Annotated in this window: 16 protein-coding genes and 1 tRNA gene; 7 read left to right on the forward strand and 10 right to left on the reverse strand. The window is 71.1% G+C overall.

Annotation, left to right across the window (positions count from 1 at the left end; translation table 11 throughout):
- Window positions 1-165 precede the first annotated feature (165 nt).
- From J2Y70_RS10720 to J2Y70_RS10745, 6 genes are all read right to left on the reverse strand, one after another.
- Window positions 166-1,122: a TraB/GumN family protein gene (locus tag J2Y70_RS10720; RefSeq protein WP_309917088.1), complete on the reverse strand. Its 957-nt coding sequence runs from the start codon at window positions 1,120-1,122 to the stop codon at window positions 166-168.
- Between the two features lie 16 nt (window positions 1,123-1,138).
- Window positions 1,139-2,068 carry a DUF1684 domain-containing protein gene (locus J2Y70_RS10725; RefSeq protein ID WP_263398474.1) on the reverse strand — a complete coding sequence of 310 codons (930 nt, stop codon included), beginning with the start codon at window positions 2,066-2,068 and terminating at the stop codon, window positions 1,139-1,141.
- A complete protein-coding gene (mutL, locus tag J2Y70_RS10730) occupies window positions 2,068-3,933 on the reverse strand; it encodes a DNA mismatch repair endonuclease MutL (RefSeq protein ID WP_263394868.1) in 1,866 nt (621 codons plus the stop codon). The genes J2Y70_RS10725 and mutL overlap by 1 nt, the downstream gene beginning before the upstream one ends.
- Before the next feature lie 159 nt (window positions 3,934-4,092).
- The gene (locus tag J2Y70_RS10735; RefSeq protein ID WP_263394869.1) at window positions 4,093-5,724 is read right to left on the reverse strand and encodes an N-acetylmuramoyl-L-alanine amidase; all 1,632 of its coding nucleotides are present in this window, start codon (window positions 5,722-5,724) and stop codon (window positions 4,093-4,095) included.
- Window positions 5,725-5,805: 81 nt separating this feature from the next.
- Window positions 5,806-6,285 carry a tRNA (adenosine(37)-N6)-threonylcarbamoyltransferase complex ATPase subunit type 1 TsaE gene (gene tsaE, locus J2Y70_RS10740; protein ID WP_263394870.1) on the reverse strand — a complete coding sequence of 160 codons (480 nt, stop codon included), beginning with the start codon at window positions 6,283-6,285 and terminating at the stop codon, window positions 5,806-5,808.
- Window positions 6,282-7,766, reverse strand: a complete 1,485-nt coding sequence (locus tag J2Y70_RS10745; protein WP_309917093.1) for an NAD(P)H-hydrate dehydratase — start codon at window positions 7,764-7,766, stop codon at window positions 6,282-6,284. The genes tsaE and J2Y70_RS10745 overlap by 4 nt, the downstream gene beginning before the upstream one ends.
- Window positions 7,767-7,789: 23 nt before the next feature.
- On the opposite strand from J2Y70_RS10745, the gene queG reads away from it, so the two are divergent.
- The 3 genes from queG to J2Y70_RS10760 are packed head-to-tail and all read left to right on the forward strand — an operon-like array spanning window position 7,790 to window position 10,714.
- Window positions 7,790-8,917 carry a tRNA epoxyqueuosine(34) reductase QueG gene (gene queG / locus J2Y70_RS10750; protein WP_309917096.1) on the forward strand — a complete coding sequence of 376 codons (1,128 nt, stop codon included), beginning with the start codon at window positions 7,790-7,792 and terminating at the stop codon, window positions 8,915-8,917.
- 26 nt (window positions 8,918-8,943) lie between these two features.
- Complete coding sequence (gene xseA / locus J2Y70_RS10755) at window positions 8,944-10,275, forward strand: exodeoxyribonuclease VII large subunit (RefSeq protein WP_263394873.1); 1,332 nt, start codon at window positions 8,944-8,946, stop codon at window positions 10,273-10,275.
- Window positions 10,276-10,318: 43 nt separating this feature from the next.
- The gene (locus tag J2Y70_RS10760) at window positions 10,319-10,714 is read left to right on the forward strand and encodes a hypothetical protein (RefSeq protein ID WP_263394874.1); all 396 of its coding nucleotides are present in this window, start codon (window positions 10,319-10,321) and stop codon (window positions 10,712-10,714) included.
- A 44-nt stretch (window positions 10,715-10,758) separates the two neighbouring features.
- Here the strand turns inward: J2Y70_RS10760 and J2Y70_RS10765 are convergent, their stop codons facing one another.
- The 4 genes from J2Y70_RS10765 to J2Y70_RS10780 all read right to left on the reverse strand — a co-directional run bounded on the left by J2Y70_RS10765 (window position 10,759) and on the right by J2Y70_RS10780 (window position 13,063).
- Window positions 10,759-11,301, reverse strand: a complete 543-nt coding sequence (locus tag J2Y70_RS10765) for a lipocalin family protein (protein WP_263394875.1) — start codon at window positions 11,299-11,301, stop codon at window positions 10,759-10,761.
- A gap of 291 nt (window positions 11,302-11,592) precedes the next feature.
- Window positions 11,593-11,874, reverse strand: a complete 282-nt coding sequence (locus tag J2Y70_RS10770) for a hypothetical protein (protein ID WP_263394876.1) — start codon at window positions 11,872-11,874, stop codon at window positions 11,593-11,595.
- A 372-nt stretch (window positions 11,875-12,246) separates the two neighbouring features.
- Window positions 12,247-12,322: transfer RNA gene (locus J2Y70_RS10775), tRNA-Phe, on the reverse strand.
- A gap of 324 nt (window positions 12,323-12,646) precedes the next feature.
- Entirely contained in the window at window positions 12,647-13,063 is a 417-nt protein-coding gene (locus J2Y70_RS10780; RefSeq protein WP_309917101.1) for a hypothetical protein, read from the reverse strand.
- 16 nt (window positions 13,064-13,079) lie between these two features.
- On the opposite strand from J2Y70_RS10780, the gene J2Y70_RS10785 reads away from it, so the two are divergent.
- The 4 genes from J2Y70_RS10785 to J2Y70_RS10800 all read left to right on the forward strand — a co-directional run bounded on the left by J2Y70_RS10785 (window position 13,080) and on the right by J2Y70_RS10800 (window position 16,959).
- Window positions 13,080-13,556, forward strand: a complete 477-nt coding sequence (locus J2Y70_RS10785; RefSeq protein WP_309917103.1) for an LEA type 2 family protein — start codon at window positions 13,080-13,082, stop codon at window positions 13,554-13,556.
- A gap of 535 nt (window positions 13,557-14,091) precedes the next feature.
- On the forward strand, window positions 14,092-14,589 hold the full coding sequence (locus J2Y70_RS10790; RefSeq protein ID WP_309917106.1) for a MarR family transcriptional regulator: 498 nt from the start codon (window positions 14,092-14,094) through the stop codon (window positions 14,587-14,589).
- Window positions 14,586-16,769: an FUSC family protein gene (locus tag J2Y70_RS10795; protein WP_309917107.1), complete on the forward strand. Its 2,184-nt coding sequence runs from the start codon at window positions 14,586-14,588 to the stop codon at window positions 16,767-16,769. The genes J2Y70_RS10790 and J2Y70_RS10795 overlap by 4 nt, the downstream gene beginning before the upstream one ends.
- Window positions 16,759-16,959 carry a DUF1656 domain-containing protein gene (locus tag J2Y70_RS10800; protein ID WP_263398475.1) on the forward strand — a complete coding sequence of 67 codons (201 nt, stop codon included), beginning with the start codon at window positions 16,759-16,761 and terminating at the stop codon, window positions 16,957-16,959. Before J2Y70_RS10795 ends, J2Y70_RS10800 begins: the two co-directional genes overlap by 11 nt.
- Window positions 16,960-16,963: the final 4 nt, after the last annotated feature.

Here is a 16,963-nt window from a genome sequence, read left to right on the forward strand (position 1 = left end):
GCACAAGTACCTGCGATGGCTCAATGCCATTGCTCGAGACCAGGCGCCTTACGCTCCTCCGGAGATCGCTTCTGCATGACAGTTGACTCCTACAAAAATGTCCCTACTCCTAACCGGCGCACACGGCGCTGCATTGGCTCGGCGCTGCAATCCTGTTGTCGCTGCTCAGCGCGAACGCGGCGCTGGCGACGCACGGATCCGCTCGACCTTGTAGCCGCGCGCGCGCAGCGCTTCGACCACGCCGTCGGGGCCGAGCAGATGCAAGGCGCCGACCACCACCAGGGTGTCGCCCTGGCCATCGCGCAGGCGCTGTTCCAGCCGCGGCAGCCAGGCCTGGTTGCGATCGACGTTGATGCGCTGGTACAGGCGCGGATAGTCGCGCTTCATCTCCACGCCGATCTCCTGCCACAGCTGGCGCTCGTCGCCGCGGCGCCAGGTGTCGTGCAGGCGCCGGGTCTGCGCCGCGCCCTGTTCGGCATCGTCCAGCGCTTCGACCAGCATCTGCCGCTGCTCGACCGGCTCCATGCCGTCGAGCATCGCGATCTGCGTCTGCGCGGTTTCCAGGCCTTCCACGGCCTTGCCGGCCTGCACCGCCATGTCCATGAAATGCCGGTCCAGGCCGGCGTCGGCCTGCAGGCCCTGCGCCTTCATCTCGGCGATGCTGATGCTCAGGCCGACGAACCACGGCTCGAATCCGCCCATCTGCTGCAGCGGCAGGCCGTGGCCATCGGCGTAGCGGCGCAGACGCTGCCAGGTGGCCGCATCCAGGTCGTCCTGCAGGCGCTTGCCGTCCTGGCGTTGCGCCGCCTGCAGCATCTGCGCGCCCAGTTGCGGCGCGTCCACGTCCTGCGGCGACAGTTCGAACAGCAGCCGCGGCGACGCCGCGTACGCCGCATCGACTTCGCGCGCCAGCGGGTAGTCGTCGGGCTTGAGCAGATGGAACGAGCCGAGCAGGTACAGCGCGCCGCGCGGCCCGTCGACCTTCCATAGCAGCGGCGTCGGCGGCGCTGGCGTGGCGCTGGGCGTAGCGACGGGAAGCGGTGCGCGCGCCGGCGCCGGTGCGGCGACGAACAGGGTCAGGCACAACAGCAGGCAGCGCAGCAGGCGCGGAATCGGCGTCATCGGAGTCTCGGGTCAGTCAGTGCGCGGCGGCGTAGCTCTTCTCGCCGGCCTCCACCGCCAGGTCCAGCCGGTTCTCCGGCGGCGGCAGCGGGCAGGTCGCGAACGGGGTGAACGCGCACGGTGGGTTGTAGGCGCGGTTGAAATCCAGCACCACGCTGCCGTCGGCGTTGGGCGCCGGCACGTCCAGGAAGCGACCGGCCGGATAGCTGCCGCGGCCACTGGTGCGGTCGGCGAACACCACGAACAGCGGGCGCCCGGGTTCGCCGATCGCTTCCAGGCGCAGGCGCTTGCCGTCGCGCTCGAACTCCAGCGCGCCGGCATTGGGCGATTCGGTGGTGACGCCGATGATGTCGACGATCGGCAGGGTCTTGCCCGGCGCGTTGGGCACGAAGCGGCCGCGGATGCGCCAGGATTCGGCCGGCGGCCAGTCGCTCAACCCGGCGAAGCCGAGCCGGGTCGGCGCGTCGGCGTGCTTGACCCGCAGCGCATAGCGGCCGCCGCGCGCGATCAGGCTCAGCTTGCCCTTGCCGTCGTCGAACTCGACCACGCTGGGCGTGGCGTCGTGGTCGCTGTACAGGCGCGTGCGCCGCTGCAATGGCTTGCCGTCCATGCGCAGCGCCGCGCCGGGCTCCGGGGTCAGGAACACCTGCCCGTCCACGCGCGACACCAGCGCCATCCGCGCCGGTCCCACCGCCAGGCGGATGCCGCTGCCGGGACCGCTGCCGATGTAGTGTTCCTTCAGTTCCAGCCAGTGCAGGCCGACCAGGCTGGTCCAGCCGTCGGGCGCCTGCAGTTCCTGCCTGCGCTGTTCGCGCCAGCGCTGCTGATCGGCCAGGAACGCCTTGTCGGCGAGCGCCGGCGCGGCCGGTGCCGGCGCCTGCTTGCCGCATGCGCCCAACGCGAGCAGCGCGACGAGCAGCGCCGTCGTTCTTCCCCACTTGCCCATCAGCGCCCCCGTAAGAACCATCGATCGATCTCGCCCAGCGTGAAGCGCGCCCAGGTCGGGCGTCCATGATTGCACTGCCCGGAGCGCTCGGTGGCTTCCATGTCGCGCAGCAGCGCGTTCATTTCCGGCACGGTGAGGCGCCGGTTGGCGCGCACCGCGCCGTGGCAGGCCATCGTCGACAGCAGTTCGTCGCGCGCGCCGGCGACGCGGCGGCTGTGGCCGTGCTCGCGCAGGTCGGTCAGCACGTCGCGCAGCAGAGCTTCCGGTTCGGCTTGGGCCAACAGCGCCGGGATGCTGCGCACGTGCAGCGACTGCGGGCCGCTGCGGGTGATCTCGAAGCCCAGCGCGGCCAGCGTGTCCGCCTCGCGCTCGGCGGTGTCGGCATCGCGCTCGCCCACCGCCAGGGTGATCGGCACCAGCAGCGGCTGCGCATGCAGGCCGATGCCGTCGTGCGCGTTCTTCAGCCGTTCGTAGCCGATGCGCTCGTGCGCGGCGTGCATGTCGACCACGATCAGGCCTTCGGCGTTCTCGGCCAGGATGTAGATGCCGTGCAGCTGCGCGATCGCATAGCCGAGCGGCGGCACGCCGCTGTCGGGCGAGGTCGGCGGCAGGCCGCCGGCCGCATCCTGGGCCTGCAGCGGCAGGGTCGCCGCCGCCCCATCGGCGCTCCCCGCGGGCGCGGCATACAGCGCCGCGTAGGCGGCCGGGGCCTCGTTGACGCGCAGGCCGAGCGGCGATTGCGCCGGGCGCCATTGCGCGCCGTAGCCGCCGCCCCCGGTGCCGCTGCCCACCGCGCCGGACATCGGCAGCGCGCCGCCGGCATACGCCATCGGCGGCGCCTGCGCGGCATCGCCGGCGGTCGGCGTACTGCCGGCGCGGGTCTGCGCCAGCGCGTCCTGCAACGTGCGATAGACGAAGTCGTGGATCAGCCGCGCATCGCGGAAGCGCACCTCGTGCTTGGCCGGATGCACGTTGACGTCGACCCGCGACGGCTCCAGTTCCAGGAACAGCACGTACGCCGGCTGGCGGCCATGGAACAGCACGTCGCCGTAGGCCATCTTCACCGCATGCGCGACGCTGCGGTCGCGCACCGAGCGGCCGTTGACGTACAGATACTGCTGATCGGCGCTGGCGCGCGAATAGTGCGGCTGCGCGATCCAGCCGTGCAGGCGCAGCCCGGCGCCGCTGTGGTCCACGCGCAGCGCCTGCCGCGCGAAATCCTCGCCCAGGGTCTCGCCCAGCCGCGCATCCGAATACAGGTCGCCGGGCTTGTAGCGCCGCGACGGCTTGCCGTTGTGGGAGACGCGCAGCTCCACGTCCGGGCGCGCCAGCGCCAGCGAGCGCAGCCATTCCTCGATGTGGCCCAGCTCGGTGCGCTCGGCGCGCAGGAACTTGCGTCGTGCCGGCACGTTGTAGAACAGCTCGCGCACCTCGACCGTGGTGCCCGGCGCCTGCGCGCGCGGCTGCACCTGGCCGACCTTGCCGCCGTCGACCTGCAGCGCCACGCCATGTTCGTCGCCGGGACGCCGCGAGGCCAGGGTGAAGCGGCTGACCGAGGCGATCGACGGCAGCGCCTCGCCGCGGAAACCGAGCGTGCCGACCGACTCCAGGTCGTCGAGCGAGGCGATCTTGCTGGTCGCGTGGCGCGAGACCGCCAGCGGCAATTCCTCCGGCGCGATGCCGCCGCCGTCGTCGCGGATCCGGATCAGGCGCACGCCGCCCTCTTCCAGGTCGATGTCGACGCGGCGTGCGCCGGCATCCAGCGCGTTCTCGACCAGTTCCTTGACCACCGAGGCGGGACGCTCGACCACCTCGCCCGCGGCGATCTGGTTGATCAGGATGTCGGGCAACTGGCGGATGCTCATGTCGGCTCCTGCGCGCACTGCGGCGCGCACGCGCAATTCAGACGCCGCGCGATCGCGCCGGATTCGGAAACGGGAGAACAGCAACGGTTACGGAACATCGGCACGGCTCACGGCGCGGACGCCGTCATGAGGATCAGCCGGCGATGATAGCCGAGCGCCTCAGCGGCTGCCGCCGGCGACGGTGCTGGCGGCTTCGGCCTCGGCCTGCGCGCGCGCCGCGAACAGCGTGCCCGGCGGCGGCTGCCGGGTGAAGAAGGTATTGACCCCGTCCAGCACCGCGCCGGCCAGGCGCCGCTGGTAGCCCGGATCGGTCAGCCGACGCTCTTCGTCCGGATTGGAGATGAAGGCGGTCTCGACCAGCATCGCCGGCATGTCCGAGGTGCGCAGCACCGCGAAGTTGGCGCGCTCCAGTTCCGGCTTGTGGTTGTTGCCGATCCGCTTGAGCCCGCCCAGCACGTGTCCGGCCGCGTCTTCGGAGGCCTTCATGTGCCCGCTCTGGGCCAGGTCCAGCAACACGCTGGCCAGGGTGCTGTCGGTCTTCTGCAGGCGCACGCCGCCGACCAGGTCGGCCGCGTTTTCCTTGTCCGCCAACCAGCGTGCGCGCTGCGAGGAGGCGCCCTTGGTCGACAGCACGTAGACCGAGGAGCCGGTCGCGCTGCGGTTCTCGGCGGCGTCGGCGTGGATCGAGATGAAGATGTCGGCCTTGGCCGCGCGCGCCTTCTGCGCGCGCATCGGCAGCGGGATGAACACGTCGCTGTCGCGGGTCATGTAGGCCTTCATGCCTGGCGTTGCGTTGATCTGCCGCGCCAGTTCGCGGCCGATCGCCAGGGTCACGTCCTTCTCGCGCTTGCCGGTCGGGCCGGTGGCGCCGGGATCCTGGCCGCCGTGGCCGGGATCGATAGCCACGATCAACGGCCGCATGCCCGGCTTCATCGCCACCCGCGACGGCGCGCTCGGCATCACCGGGCGCGCTTCGGCCGCGGCAGCCACGGCCGCGTCGTCGGCGCTGGCCACGGCATCGGGCTTCGCCGGCCCCGGCGCTGCCGCGACGCCCTGCTGGCCAGGCACGGTGCTGCTGGTCGAAGGGGCCGGCACCAGAGTTCCGGTCGCCGCCACCGCGGCCTGGGCCGCAGCGGGTGCCGCCATCGCACCGGCCATCGGCGCCGGCGTCGGCGCTGCGCTGGACGGCGCCGTGGGTGCCGGTGCGGGCGCCGGCGCCGCACGCTGCACCACCGACGAGGTCAAGGCCGCGGTCGCGCGTGCCGCTTCCTGGCGTGGATCGGGCGTCGGCTTGGCCGCGACCGCATCCGCGGCGGCGGCAGGCTGGGGATTGCTGGACGCGGTCGATGCCGGCGCGGCGGCACTGGCGCTGACCACCGGCTTGGCCGACGACGCATCGCCCGGCCACTCGATCACCAGCACCGAACTGCCGCCGACGGTCTGCATCTGCGGCTTGAACGCCACCACCGGGCTGCTCAGGTCGAACACGATGCGCAAGGTGCCGGGAACCGGATGGCCGGTGCGCACGGCGGTGACAACGCCGTTGCCGGCGGGCAGCTTCAGGCCTTGCGCGGCCGAGGATTCGGGCAGATCGACGACCAGCCGGTTGGGATTGGCCAGGGTTAGCGTGGTGAAGCCGCCGCTGCCCTGCAGCCGGATCTCCGCGCGGGTGCCGGTGGCGCCATTGCCGACCGACACCGCCTGCACCTGGCCCGCAAACGCCGATTGCGCCGCTAGGCACCAGCCTGCGGCGATGGCGGAACAGGCGAAAAATCGGATCCCCAGGCGCATGGGGGCGATTCAAGCATCACCGCGCCATAAACACAAGCGGTTTTCCCTTAATAATCCATAACCTGCCTGCACTTCCTAGTGTCAGCCGACAGAAAGACCGTGCAAGTCGTCCCGTTCTGCGACCCGCGCCAGCCACGCCTCGCCCACCGCGGTGCCGGTCCGCAACTGCACCGAGCGTCCGGCATCGTGCAGTGCCAGCGCCACGGCCAGATCGGCGGGCGGCAGCATGTCGCCGCCGCGTTCGGGCCATTCCACCAGCCACAGCGTCGCCGCGGCTTCGTCGAGCCCCAAGAAATCCAGTTCGCCGGCGGCCCCGATGCGGTACAGGTCCAGATGCCAGGCTTCGCCGTCGGACAGCGGATAGCGCTCGACCAGGGTGTAGGTCGGGCTGCGGATCGCGCCCTGCACCCCCAGCGCGCGCAGCAGCGCCCGTGCCAGGGTCGATTTGCCGGCGCCCAGATCGCCATGCAGGTGTACCGTCGCCAGCGCAGGGCGGGTGGCGGCCAAGATCTGGCCCAGGCGCTCGGTGGCGTCGCTGTCGTGCAGATGGAGATGCATCATCGCTCCGCCTCCGGATTGGCCAGGTGGCGCAGCGCCGGCAGCAGGTCGGACGGCAGCAAGCCGCGTTGGCCGGCGGCGGCGGCGCGATCGCCGGCCGCGGCATGCAGCAGCGCACCAACGCTGGCCGCGTCGAACGCGTCCAGACCCTGCGCGCGCAGTGCGGCGATCACCCCGGTCAACAGATCGCCCATGCCGCCAACCGCCATGCCCGGATTGCCGGCGGCGATGACCCGCGGCACTCGCCCTGGCGCGGCGACGATGCTGCCGGCGCCTTTCAGCACCACCGTCGCCTGGTAGCGCTCGGCCAGCGCCGCGGCGGCGGCGAAGCGGTCGCGCTGCACCTCGGCGGTGGCGATGCCGAGCAGGCGCCCGGCCTCGCCCGGATGCGGGGTCAGCACCGCGTCCGGCAATGCGCGCGGCGATTGCGCCAGCAGGTTCAGCGCATCGGCATCGATCACCATCGGCAACTCCGCCGCCAGCGCCAGCCGCCACAGGCCCTGCGCCCACTCGTCCTGGCCCAGACCTGGACCGAGCGCGACCACGCTCGCCTTGCGCAGCAGCGGCGCCAGCGCGGCGCCGTCCTCGACCGCGTGCGCCATCGCTTCCGGACACCGCGCCAGCAGCGGCGCCACATGCGGTGCGCGCGTCGCCACGCTGACCAGGCCGGCGCCGCCGCGCAACGCCGCTTCGGCCGCGAGCATGACCGCGCCGCCGCTGCCGAGGTTGCCGCCGATGCACAGCACGTGGCCGGAATCGCCCTTGTGGCTGTCGCGCCGGCGCGGCGCCAAGCGCGTGCCCAGCGCCGCGGCGGTCCAGGCCTGCGCCTGCGGCGTGCAGCCGTCGAACGCGGCGGCCGGCACGTCCAGCGTCGCCAGGGTGGCGTCGCCGACATGGTTCAACGCCGCACCGGTGTGCAATCCGGCATGGGCGACGATGAACTGCACGGTCAGCGTCGCCGGCAAGGCCGCGCCGGGCACGCTGCCGCGCTCGGCATCCACGCCGCTGGGCACGTCCAGCGCCAACACCGGCGCACCGAGCCCGGCCAGTGCGCCCAGCAAGGCGGCCAGTTCGGCGTCGGGTGCGCGATTGAGGCCGATGCCGAGCAGCGCGTCGACGACCACGTCGGCCTGGTCCAGCGCGGCATCGAACACCTCGATGCGGCCGCCGACGCCGATGTAGTCGGTGCAGGCGCGCTGCGCCAACGCCGATTGCGGGCCGCGCCCGGGAAGATGCAGCACGCGCACGCGGCGTCCGGCGCAATGCGCGAGCCGCGCCAGCACGTAGCCGTCGCCGCCGTTGTTGCCGGTGCCGCAGGCCACCAGGATGCGCTGCGCCTGCGGCCAATGCTGCAGCAGCGCCTGCCAGGCGGCCTGGCCTGCACGCTGCATCAGCGTGTAGCCGTCGCCACCTAGCAAGGCCGTGGCCTGCGCGTCGAGGCGCCGCGCGGCGGCGGTGGCGTAGAGATCGAACGAGTCGGACATGCGCGAGATTCTATACTTGCACCATGTCCAGCAACGTTGCTCCTGTCGATCCCCATGCCGCCGCCGCGCGCATTCGCGCGCTCGCGCGCGAGTTCGGCTTCCAGCGCTGCGGCATCGCCGGGATCGAGCTGCAACAGGACGAGGCACATCTGCGCGACTGGCTGGCGCAAGGCCTGTACGGCACGATGCAGTGGATGGCGCAGCATGGCGACAAGCGCGCGCGCCCGGCCGAACTGATTCCGGGCACGCTGCGGGTGATCTCGGTCGGTCTGGACTACGGCCGCAACGACGACGATTCGGCCTGGGACACGCTGCGCGACGGCGAGCGCGCCTACGTCGCCCGCTACGCGCTGGGCCGCGACTACCACAAGCTGATGCGCAACCGCCTGCAGAAGCTGGCCGAGCGCGTCCAGGCCGAGATCGGCCGCTTCGGCCATCGCGTGTTCGTCGATTCGGCGCCGGTGCTGGAGCGCGCCCTGGCGCGCGACGCCGGCCTGGGCTGGATCGGCAAGCACACCTGCCTGATCGACCGCAACGGCGGCTCCTGGTTCTTCCTCGGCGAGATCTACGTCGACCTGCCGCTGCCGATCGACCCGCCGGCCAGCGAGCATTGCGGCACTTGCACGCGCTGCATCGACGTGTGCCCGACCCAGGCGATCGTCGCGCCGTACCGGCTGGACGCGCGCCGCTGCATCGCCTACCTGACCATCGAGCACGACGGCGCGATTCCCGAGGAACTGCGCCCGGCGATCGGCAACCGCATCTTCGGCTGCGACGACTGCCAGCTGGTGTGCCCATGGAACAAGTTCGCCAAGCGCAGCGACGAACCCGACTTCCGCGCCCGCAACGACCTCGATCGGGCCACGCTGGCGCAGCTGTTCGCCTGGGACGAAGACGAGTTCCTGCGCCGCACCGAAGGCAGCGCGATCCGCCGCAGCGGCCACGAGCGCTGGCTGCGCAACCTGGCCGTGGCGCTGGGCAATGCGCCTACCACGCCGCAGGTGCTGGCCGCGCTCGGCGCGCGCGCACAGCACGCTTCGCCGCTGGTCCGCGAGCATGTGCAATGGGCGCTGGCGCGGCATGCAGACGCAGCGTCCACAAGCGACGGCGCCACGCCGCGACCGGCCGATCACGCCGACGTGCGACGATAGACGCCCGCACCCATCGCAACGCCCGCATGCCCGATCGCGACGACCAGATCCTCAGCCCCAGCCAGCTCAACACGCTGGCGCGCGATCTGCTGGAAAGCGCGTTCCCGCTGGCCTGGGTGGAAGGCGAACTGGGCAACGTCACCCGGCCCTCGTCCGGCCATCTGTACTTCACCTTGAAGGACGCGCGGGCGCAGGTGCGCTGCGCGATGTTCAAGCCGAAGAGCCAATGGCTGAAGTTCGTGCCGCGCGAGGGCCTGCGCGTGCTCGCGCGCGGCCGCCTGACCCTGTACGAGGCGCGCGGCGACTACCAGTTGGTGCTGGATCATCTGGAGGAAGCCGGCGAAGGCGCGTTGCGCCGCGCCTTCGAGGAACTCAAGGCCAGACTGGCCGCCGAAGGCCTGTTCGCCAGCGAGCGCAAGCGCGCCCTGCCCGCCTTCGTGCGCCGCCTGGCGGTGATCACCTCGCCCAGCGGCGCGGCGGTGCGCGACGTGCTGAGCGTGCTCGGCCGGCGCCTGCCGCTGCTGCAGGTGGACATCCTGCCGAGCCTGGTGCAAGGCGACAGCGCCGCGGCGCAACTCACCTCGCTGCTGCAGCGCGCCGATGCCAGCGGCCGCTACGACGCGATCCTGCTGACCCGCGGCGGCGGCTCGCTGGAAGACCTGTGGGCGTTCAACGACGAACGCCTGGCGCGGGCGATCGCCGCCGCGGCCACGCCGGTGGTGTCGGCGGTCGGCCACGAGACCGACGTGACCCTGGCCGACTTCGCCGCCGACCTGCGCGCGCCGACGCCGTCGGTCGCCGCGGAACTGCTCGCCCCCGACCAGCGCGATCTCGCCGCGCGCCTGCGCGGCCAGCACGCGCGGCTGCTGCAGTGGCAGCAGCACCGCCTGCGCCAGGCGATGCAACGCGCCGATCGCGCCTTGCTGCGGCTGCAGGCGCAGAGCCCGCAAGCGCAGCTGCAATTGCTGCGACGGCGCCAGCAGGATGCCGCGCGCCGCCTGCTGGCGCTGTGGCGGCAGCAGCAAGAACGCCGCGGCGCGCGCCTGCGCCATGCCGCCGCGGTGCTGCGCACGGCGCAACCGCAACGGCGCCTGGCGGCCCTGCGCGAGCGCCTGCTGGCGCTCGGCAGGCGCCCGCAAGCGGCGATGGCGCGCCAGCTGCAGGCCGACGCGCAACGCCTGCGCGCGCTGGCCCGCGCGCTGGAAACGGTCAGCCCGCTGGCCACGGTGACGCGCGGCTACACGATCCTGACCCGGGTCGACGACGGCACGCTGGTGCGCTCGACCACGCAACTCGCGCCCGGCGACCGCCTGCGCGCGCGGCTGGCCGACGGTGAGGTGACGCTACGTACAGAATGACTGCGGCAACCTGTCGCGACCGTTGCTCATCGTTGCCCCCCTCATGCCACAACAGACTTCCAACGAGCAACGCATCAAGGCGGTGCTGCAAGGCATGCGCCGCGCCGAGCGCGACAGGGCCGGCCAATTGTCGCGCACGAACGACACGCTCTCCCTGATCGGCGGCGCCACCTACGGCTCCGCCGGCGACGCGCAGCGCGTGATCGACTGGCTGGCGCGCGATGCGCACACGCTGCCGCAGTTGCGTGCCGAACACCTGGCCGATGTCGGCGAGACCATCTGCATCGTCTGGAACGGCTGCGGTGGCGACCATGCCGCGCTGTCGCAGTGGTTGAACGGCCGCCACGCGCAGCTCGACGGCCATACGCCGCGTCAGCTGCTGCAGGACGGCGCCAGCGCCCGGCTGCTCGCCGCAGCCCGCGTGGCCTTCGCCGCTTAGCGGCGATGTGCCGCGCGCAGTCGCCCGCGGACCGGCGCGCGGGCTCAGTCCAGCGGCGCGACGACCAGCAACGGATCCAGGTCGTAGCCCATCGCCACCGCCCTGGCCTTGATCTGCTCGAACAGCGCGCGCGGCATCCGCGGCGAACGCGACAGCACCCACAGGTATTTGCGGTCCGGTTCGCCGATCAGCGCCCACTGGTAGTCCGGATCCAGCGCGATCACCCAGTAATCGGCCCAGACCATCGGCACCCAGGCCAGCCAATCGGGCGCGAAACGCACCTGCAGCCGTCCGGGATGGCCTTGGACCCGCCGTGCCACGCCCTCGGCGGCGAGCACGCCGTCCTTGCCGGTCCGGCAGGCGTTGCGCACGCCGACCAGTCCGTCGTCGCGCAGCATGTAGGCGGCGGTGATGTCGCCGGTGCATTTCTTCTGGAACGACACCGGCAGGTGCGCGATTTCGTGCCATTGCCCGGCGTAGCGGCCCAGGTCGAACTCGGCGACCGAGCTCACCGGCTGCGCGGCCCGCGCCGGCAGCGCCAGGCACAGCACACAGGCCAGCAGCATCGCGATCGATGAATGACGCATGCGCGATCCAGCAAGGGGAGAAGACAGCCTTATGCAGCAGCGCGGCAACGATGTAAAGCCGCGGCGCGACCGCGCGCGGCGATGCGGCAGGCGATTGGCCGCGGCGCAAAGTTGCCATGCGCGCGTTGTCCGCTGCGACTGCGCGCGCGATGCGTGCGCGCCTTCCGCACGCCATGGCATCCGGGTGGGTCGCGCTGGCGCCGCTAGCTCAGCGCGACGGACCGGCAGACGCTGGCGCTGTTTGAACCGCTGGCGCCGGACCGGAACTCAGAATCGACGCGCCACCAGGCGTCAGGGGAACAGATCGGCGACTGCGAGATCCTCGCTGTGGCCGCCGCACTCCACCGGCTCGCGCAGGACGACCTGCTCGGCGACACCATCGCGGTGATGCAGGTACACGTTGACCTGCACGCATTCGGCACCGATCTGCTCGATGTACGGCGCGCCGTTGCCGACACCCGCCTGGGAGGCGGCATCCGCATCGGAAACATCCGCTGTTGCAGCGGCGCTCGCAGCTCCCGCAAACGCCCAGGCCATGACACACAAGCAAAACCGCAACAATCCGCTGTTCATTGGCTTCCCCTGTTGGCCATGTACCCAATGATTGCGACAGCCGCGGCCAGTAGTTGAGCGGTATATCCCGAAAAAAGGCCGCATCCCATCATTTGTCTACGGCGCGTGAACATGCGCCCCCGTACGTGCGACGTCCTGTAAATGGTCGCGTCTGAGGCAGAAAGGCGGGGCAACGGCATCGGACAAAACATGAGTGACGTGCGGAAATCGGCATATCGTGTCGCTCAGCGCTGGCGCCCGCGCAGGCATGTACCGCGGAAGCCCGGGCAACGCGGTCGCAGCCCTCGGCGCGTATGCGGCGGCACGACGCAATCGTGCGGCAGCGCTTGCCGCAAAGAAAAGGGCCTGCATTTCTGCAGGCCCTTGGTGTAATGGTGGCCGAGGACGGAATCGAACCGCCGACACGGGGATTTTCAATCCCCTGCTCTACCAACTGAGCTACTCGGCCACTGCGCAACGCGGCAGGACCGGTGCGAGGACGCGCATCATAGCGATGCTGTCGGAATTGGGCAAGTGTGGTGTTTCCGGAATTTCCCTACCGCACGGCAGGGCGTGCGCCGACTGTGCCGGACGGCGGCGCGCGCCATGCTGCGGGCGTCCTCGGTGCCTGGTCCATGCACGGCACGGATGCCGCTGGCAATGGTCATGGACCAGGTCGCCGAGGACAGCGCGACGTGGAAGGATCCCGCGCCACCGGCGTCTAAGCCTCTGCCACCGGAGCGTTCTGTGCCGCTGGCGGTGGCACGTCAGATCCTTTGTTTCAGCCGGCGCGCTATGAAGGACTACTGCCGCATCTGCTACCGGAGACGCATGATCTGCCTTGCAGGTGGGATCGCACTGCACATGCGGGTGCCGCGCTACCGGTTCGCAGGAGCGGTGGCGCTGCGACCAGCGCTGCGGCGCTGACCAAGCCGACGAGTTCGCGCAGGTGCAGGTGCAGGTGCAGCGAGCCTGCGGCGCCGATCTGCCCGCCCATGCTGTAGCGCGCGCCGCCGATCGAGACCGCGCCCGGCATGGCTGCGCTGCGGTACCGCGACACGGCGCGCATGGCGACGGGACGCCACGAGACGGCGAGCCTCTGCCGGAACCTCCTGCCGACAGGAATGTCCAGCGTCCACGCGCACGCCTTCGGCGTGCCCGCCCCACCACGCAGTGCCCAGGCGCCGTAGTATTCTTCGCCGATCTTCACGTCTTGGAATTCGGTTATGGGTCAGCGGCTTCGCTTCGGCTTGCTCGTGTTGTGCACTGCGCTGCTGTCTGGCTGCGGCGACGGCATGGTGCGCCGCGTGTCCGACCCCGCCGCCAGCGTGCAGCAACTCACCGTCAACATGGACGGCAGCTGGAAGGTGGACCTGCGCCTGCAGAACTACAGCAGCATCCCGATGCGCTACGACACCGTGCGCCTGGAACTGGGCGTGGGCGGCGAAGCCGCCGGGACCGTGCAGACCGCGCCCGGGATCTCGATCGGACCGGAAACGGCGGACGTGGTCAGCATCGCGCTGCGCCCCAGTTCGGCTGCCCGCATCGCGGTCGCCGACGCGCTGGCCGGGCGCCGCAGCCTGGAGTACACGCTCAAGGGCAGCATCGACGCGACGCCGGAAGAGAAGAAGCAGCGCAACTTCGAGATCGACACGCGCAACATGCTCAGCCCGGCGCCTGGACTGGACGGCGTCCTGCGTTGACGCCAACCGCCGCCGCGCTGCCGGCGCTGCGGCGCGGGCACTGCGGTACCGGTAGTCGGCAGGCGACCTGCGCCTGCCTGCCGCCTGGGCAGAATGTCTCCTCGACAAAGAAATAGCCTGAACTTGCTCCGCAGCGATTGCTCGTCATAGCGCGGCGAAGCGCCGCAGCTCGCGGCTGTATCGACATCGCCAAGACCTTCGCTGAACCCGGCAACCCTGCCGGCTCGCACTGCCCGAAGCGCCATCACCGCCCCAGTAACTCGCCCAAAACGTCGAGGGCCGACGCCATGCCGTCGACCGGCGCTTCACCGATCGCAGCCACGACCTTCGCGGGCCCGCTGCTGTACTGGCCATCGCCAGCGCCCCACTGACCCACGCACCCGCCTCCGGTGGGTCTGCGCCATCGCGCCAGCGCCGGGTGCATCGACGAGTCCAGAACGTCGCTCCACAAGAGCCTGGGCACGTTCAGCTGTCATTACCGCCAAATTAATACATAAATGTAATATATACATATGTACAAAATAGGCAGCCACGCATGAGCCGCTTCGGTGCCACCGAACAGCGCCTGGACGTCACCGGCCGCAAGCATCCGGGTTTCCCGCGCGACGCGGCCACGGTCGTGCGCCTGATCAAGCTGCTGCACAAGCTGATCCTGGACCAGGGCAACGACCTGCTGCGCGCCTATGGCCTGAACTACTCCGAATACAACGTGCTGATGATGATCGACGCCAGTCCCGACGGAACCCTGAGTCCGTCGCAGCTGAGCGACGCGGCCAGCGAGAAATCGGCCAACATCACCCGCCTGACCAGCCATCTGGTCGACAAGGGCCTGATCCAGCGCAGCCCCAGCGCGGAGGACCGGCGCATGTTGCTGCTGCGCCTGACCGCCGAGGGCGAGCGCCTGATCGCGGCGTTCATGCCCGACGTGTTCGCGCAGCTCAGCGGCTATGCGCAGCACCTGCAGCGCGCCGAACTGGCACAACTGGAAGCCCTGTTGAAGACATTGCTGCGCGGCGTGGAGCGCGACGCATGAGCGCGCACCGCGCCGATGTCGGCACCGGCGCGCCCGCAGGCGCGGCGGCGCCGCAGCGCCTGCGCACGCTGCTGGCCGAGGCCTTGCGCGGCGAAGGCGAAGCCTGGCTGTTCGTGCTGCGCACGCTGCTGTCGATCTACCTCGCCGGCTGGATCGCGCTGCGCCTGGACCTGTCCTCGCCGATGACCGCGATGATCACCGTGGTGGTGGTGATGCACCGACAGACCGGCATGGTGTTCGCCAAGGGGTTCTATCGCGTGCTGGGCACACTGATCGGCAGCGTCGCCGCGCTGGCGATGGTCGCGCTGTTTCCGCAGGAGCCGGTGCTGTTCGTGCTGGCGCTGGCGCTGTGGATCGGCCTGTGCACCGGTGGCGCGCTGCTGTACCGCAACTTCAAGGCGTACGCGTTCGTGCTGTCCGGCTATACCGTGGCGCTGATCGCGCTGCCGGCGGTGAACCAGCCGGAGAACGTGTTCACGCTGGTGGTCGCGCGCGTGACCGAGGTGCTGCTGGGGCTGCTGGTGACCGGCGTGGTCAGCGACGTGGTGTTCCCCAGCCGCCTGCGCCAGACCCTGCGCGACACCGTGCGCCGCGCCTACGACGGCTTCCTCGATTTCGTCCGCGACGCCACCGGCGGCCAGCTGCCGCGCGCGGCGATGGAGCAGGCGCACCTGCGCTTCGTCCGCGACGCGGTGGAGATCGAGGACCTGCGCAGCTCGGTGGTGTTCGAAGACCCGGAGGCGCGCGTGCGCAGCGGCCGCCTGCGCCTGCTCAACCAGCGCTTCATGGCCGTGTCCACCAGCTTCCAGTCGCTGCACCACTACATCAACCGCCTGCTGCGCCAGGCCGAGGGCGAGGTCGCCGATGCGCTGATCGGCCTGTACCGGCCGCTGAAGGCGGCGCTGAGCGAGCGCGGCGGCCGCGAGCGCACCGCCGAGACCGCGCGCCGGCTGGCCGAGTGCCGCGACGCGCTGGCACCTCGCGCCGCCGCGGTACGCGACACCCTGCCGAGCGCGCGCTATGAGGATTTTGATACCGGCGTGTCGCTGCTGCGGCGCTTCTTCGGCGAGCTGCACGATTACGTCGCCGCCGAAGCCGCGCTGGTCGCCCCGCAGCAGTGGCGCACGCCGCAGGCCGGCGGCGACACCGCGGTGTTCCTGCGCGGCAACGACTACGCGGCGGCGGCGCTGACCGCGTTGCGCAGCGCGCTGCTGGTGGCGGCGATGTGCTGGCTGTGGATCCAGGCCGGCTGGATCAGCGGCGCCACCGCGGTGTTCCAGGCGGTGGCGTTGAGCGCGATCCTGTCGTCCAGCGCCAACGCGCCGGCGGCGGCGCGCTCGCTGTTCAAGGGCTTCGTGTTCGGCGCCACGTTGGGGGCGGTCTGCCAGTTGCTGGTGCTGCCGCAGATGGACGGCTACGTCCTGTTCGTCGCCGGCACCGCACCGTTCCTGCTGCTGACCCTGTACCTGGCCTCCAAGCCGGCGCTGTTCGGCTTCGCCACCGGCACCAACCTGGCCTTCATCTCGATCCTGGCGGTGCAGCCCACGCCGCACTTCGATGCCGTCGCCACCTTCAACAGCGTGGTGCCGCTGCTGCTGGGCACGCTGGCGGTAAGCGTGGCGTTCGTGTTCGTGCCGCCGGTGATCGGCACTCGCTGGCATCGCCGGCGCCTGCTGGAACAGCTGCGGCGGCAGACCACGTTGGCCGCGCGCGCGCCGCTGCCCGGCCTGCAGTTGCGCCTGGAAAGCGTCAACCGCGACCTGTTCCAGCAGATCGTCGCGCATACCCCGCCGGGCAGCGACGAACTGCGCGACCTGCTCGGCTGGGCGCTGTCGGTGCACGAGACCGGGCGCACCCTGGTCGAGCTGCGCCGCGACGCCGCCGACGGCGACCTGCCGGCCGCGCTGGCGGCCGACGTGGACGCCGCGGTGCAGGCGCTGGCCGCGCTGTACCTGGCGCCCTCGCCGGCACGGCACCGCCTGGCGCTGCAGCGCATCGACGCGGCGCTGGCCGCGAGCCGGGTCGACGGCCAGGTGCCGCTGCGCTGGAAACGCACCCGCGAGCACCTGCACCTGCTGCGCGGCGCTCTGCTCGATGCCGACTCGGTGCTTGCCGCACTCGCCAGCGGGCACCCGCCCGCCCCGCCCTCGCCAGGAGCCGCCGATGTCGCTGCCCGCTGAAATCTCGATCGCCGGCGTGTACGTGCCCGGCCTGTTGGTGCTGGCGGTGCTGCTGCTGTTCGCCGCCTGGGCGGTCGACGCGCTGGCCGGCCGCGCCGGGCTGTACCGCTACGCCTGGCACCCGCCGCTGTTCCGCCTGGCCTTGTACGTCGCCGTGTTCGCCGCGTGCGGCCTGCTCCTTTTGCCGTGAGTCC

It is taken from the genome of Xanthomonas sp. 1678, assembly GCF_031455575.1.
Classification (GTDB): domain Bacteria; phylum Pseudomonadota; class Gammaproteobacteria; order Xanthomonadales; family Xanthomonadaceae; genus Xanthomonas_A.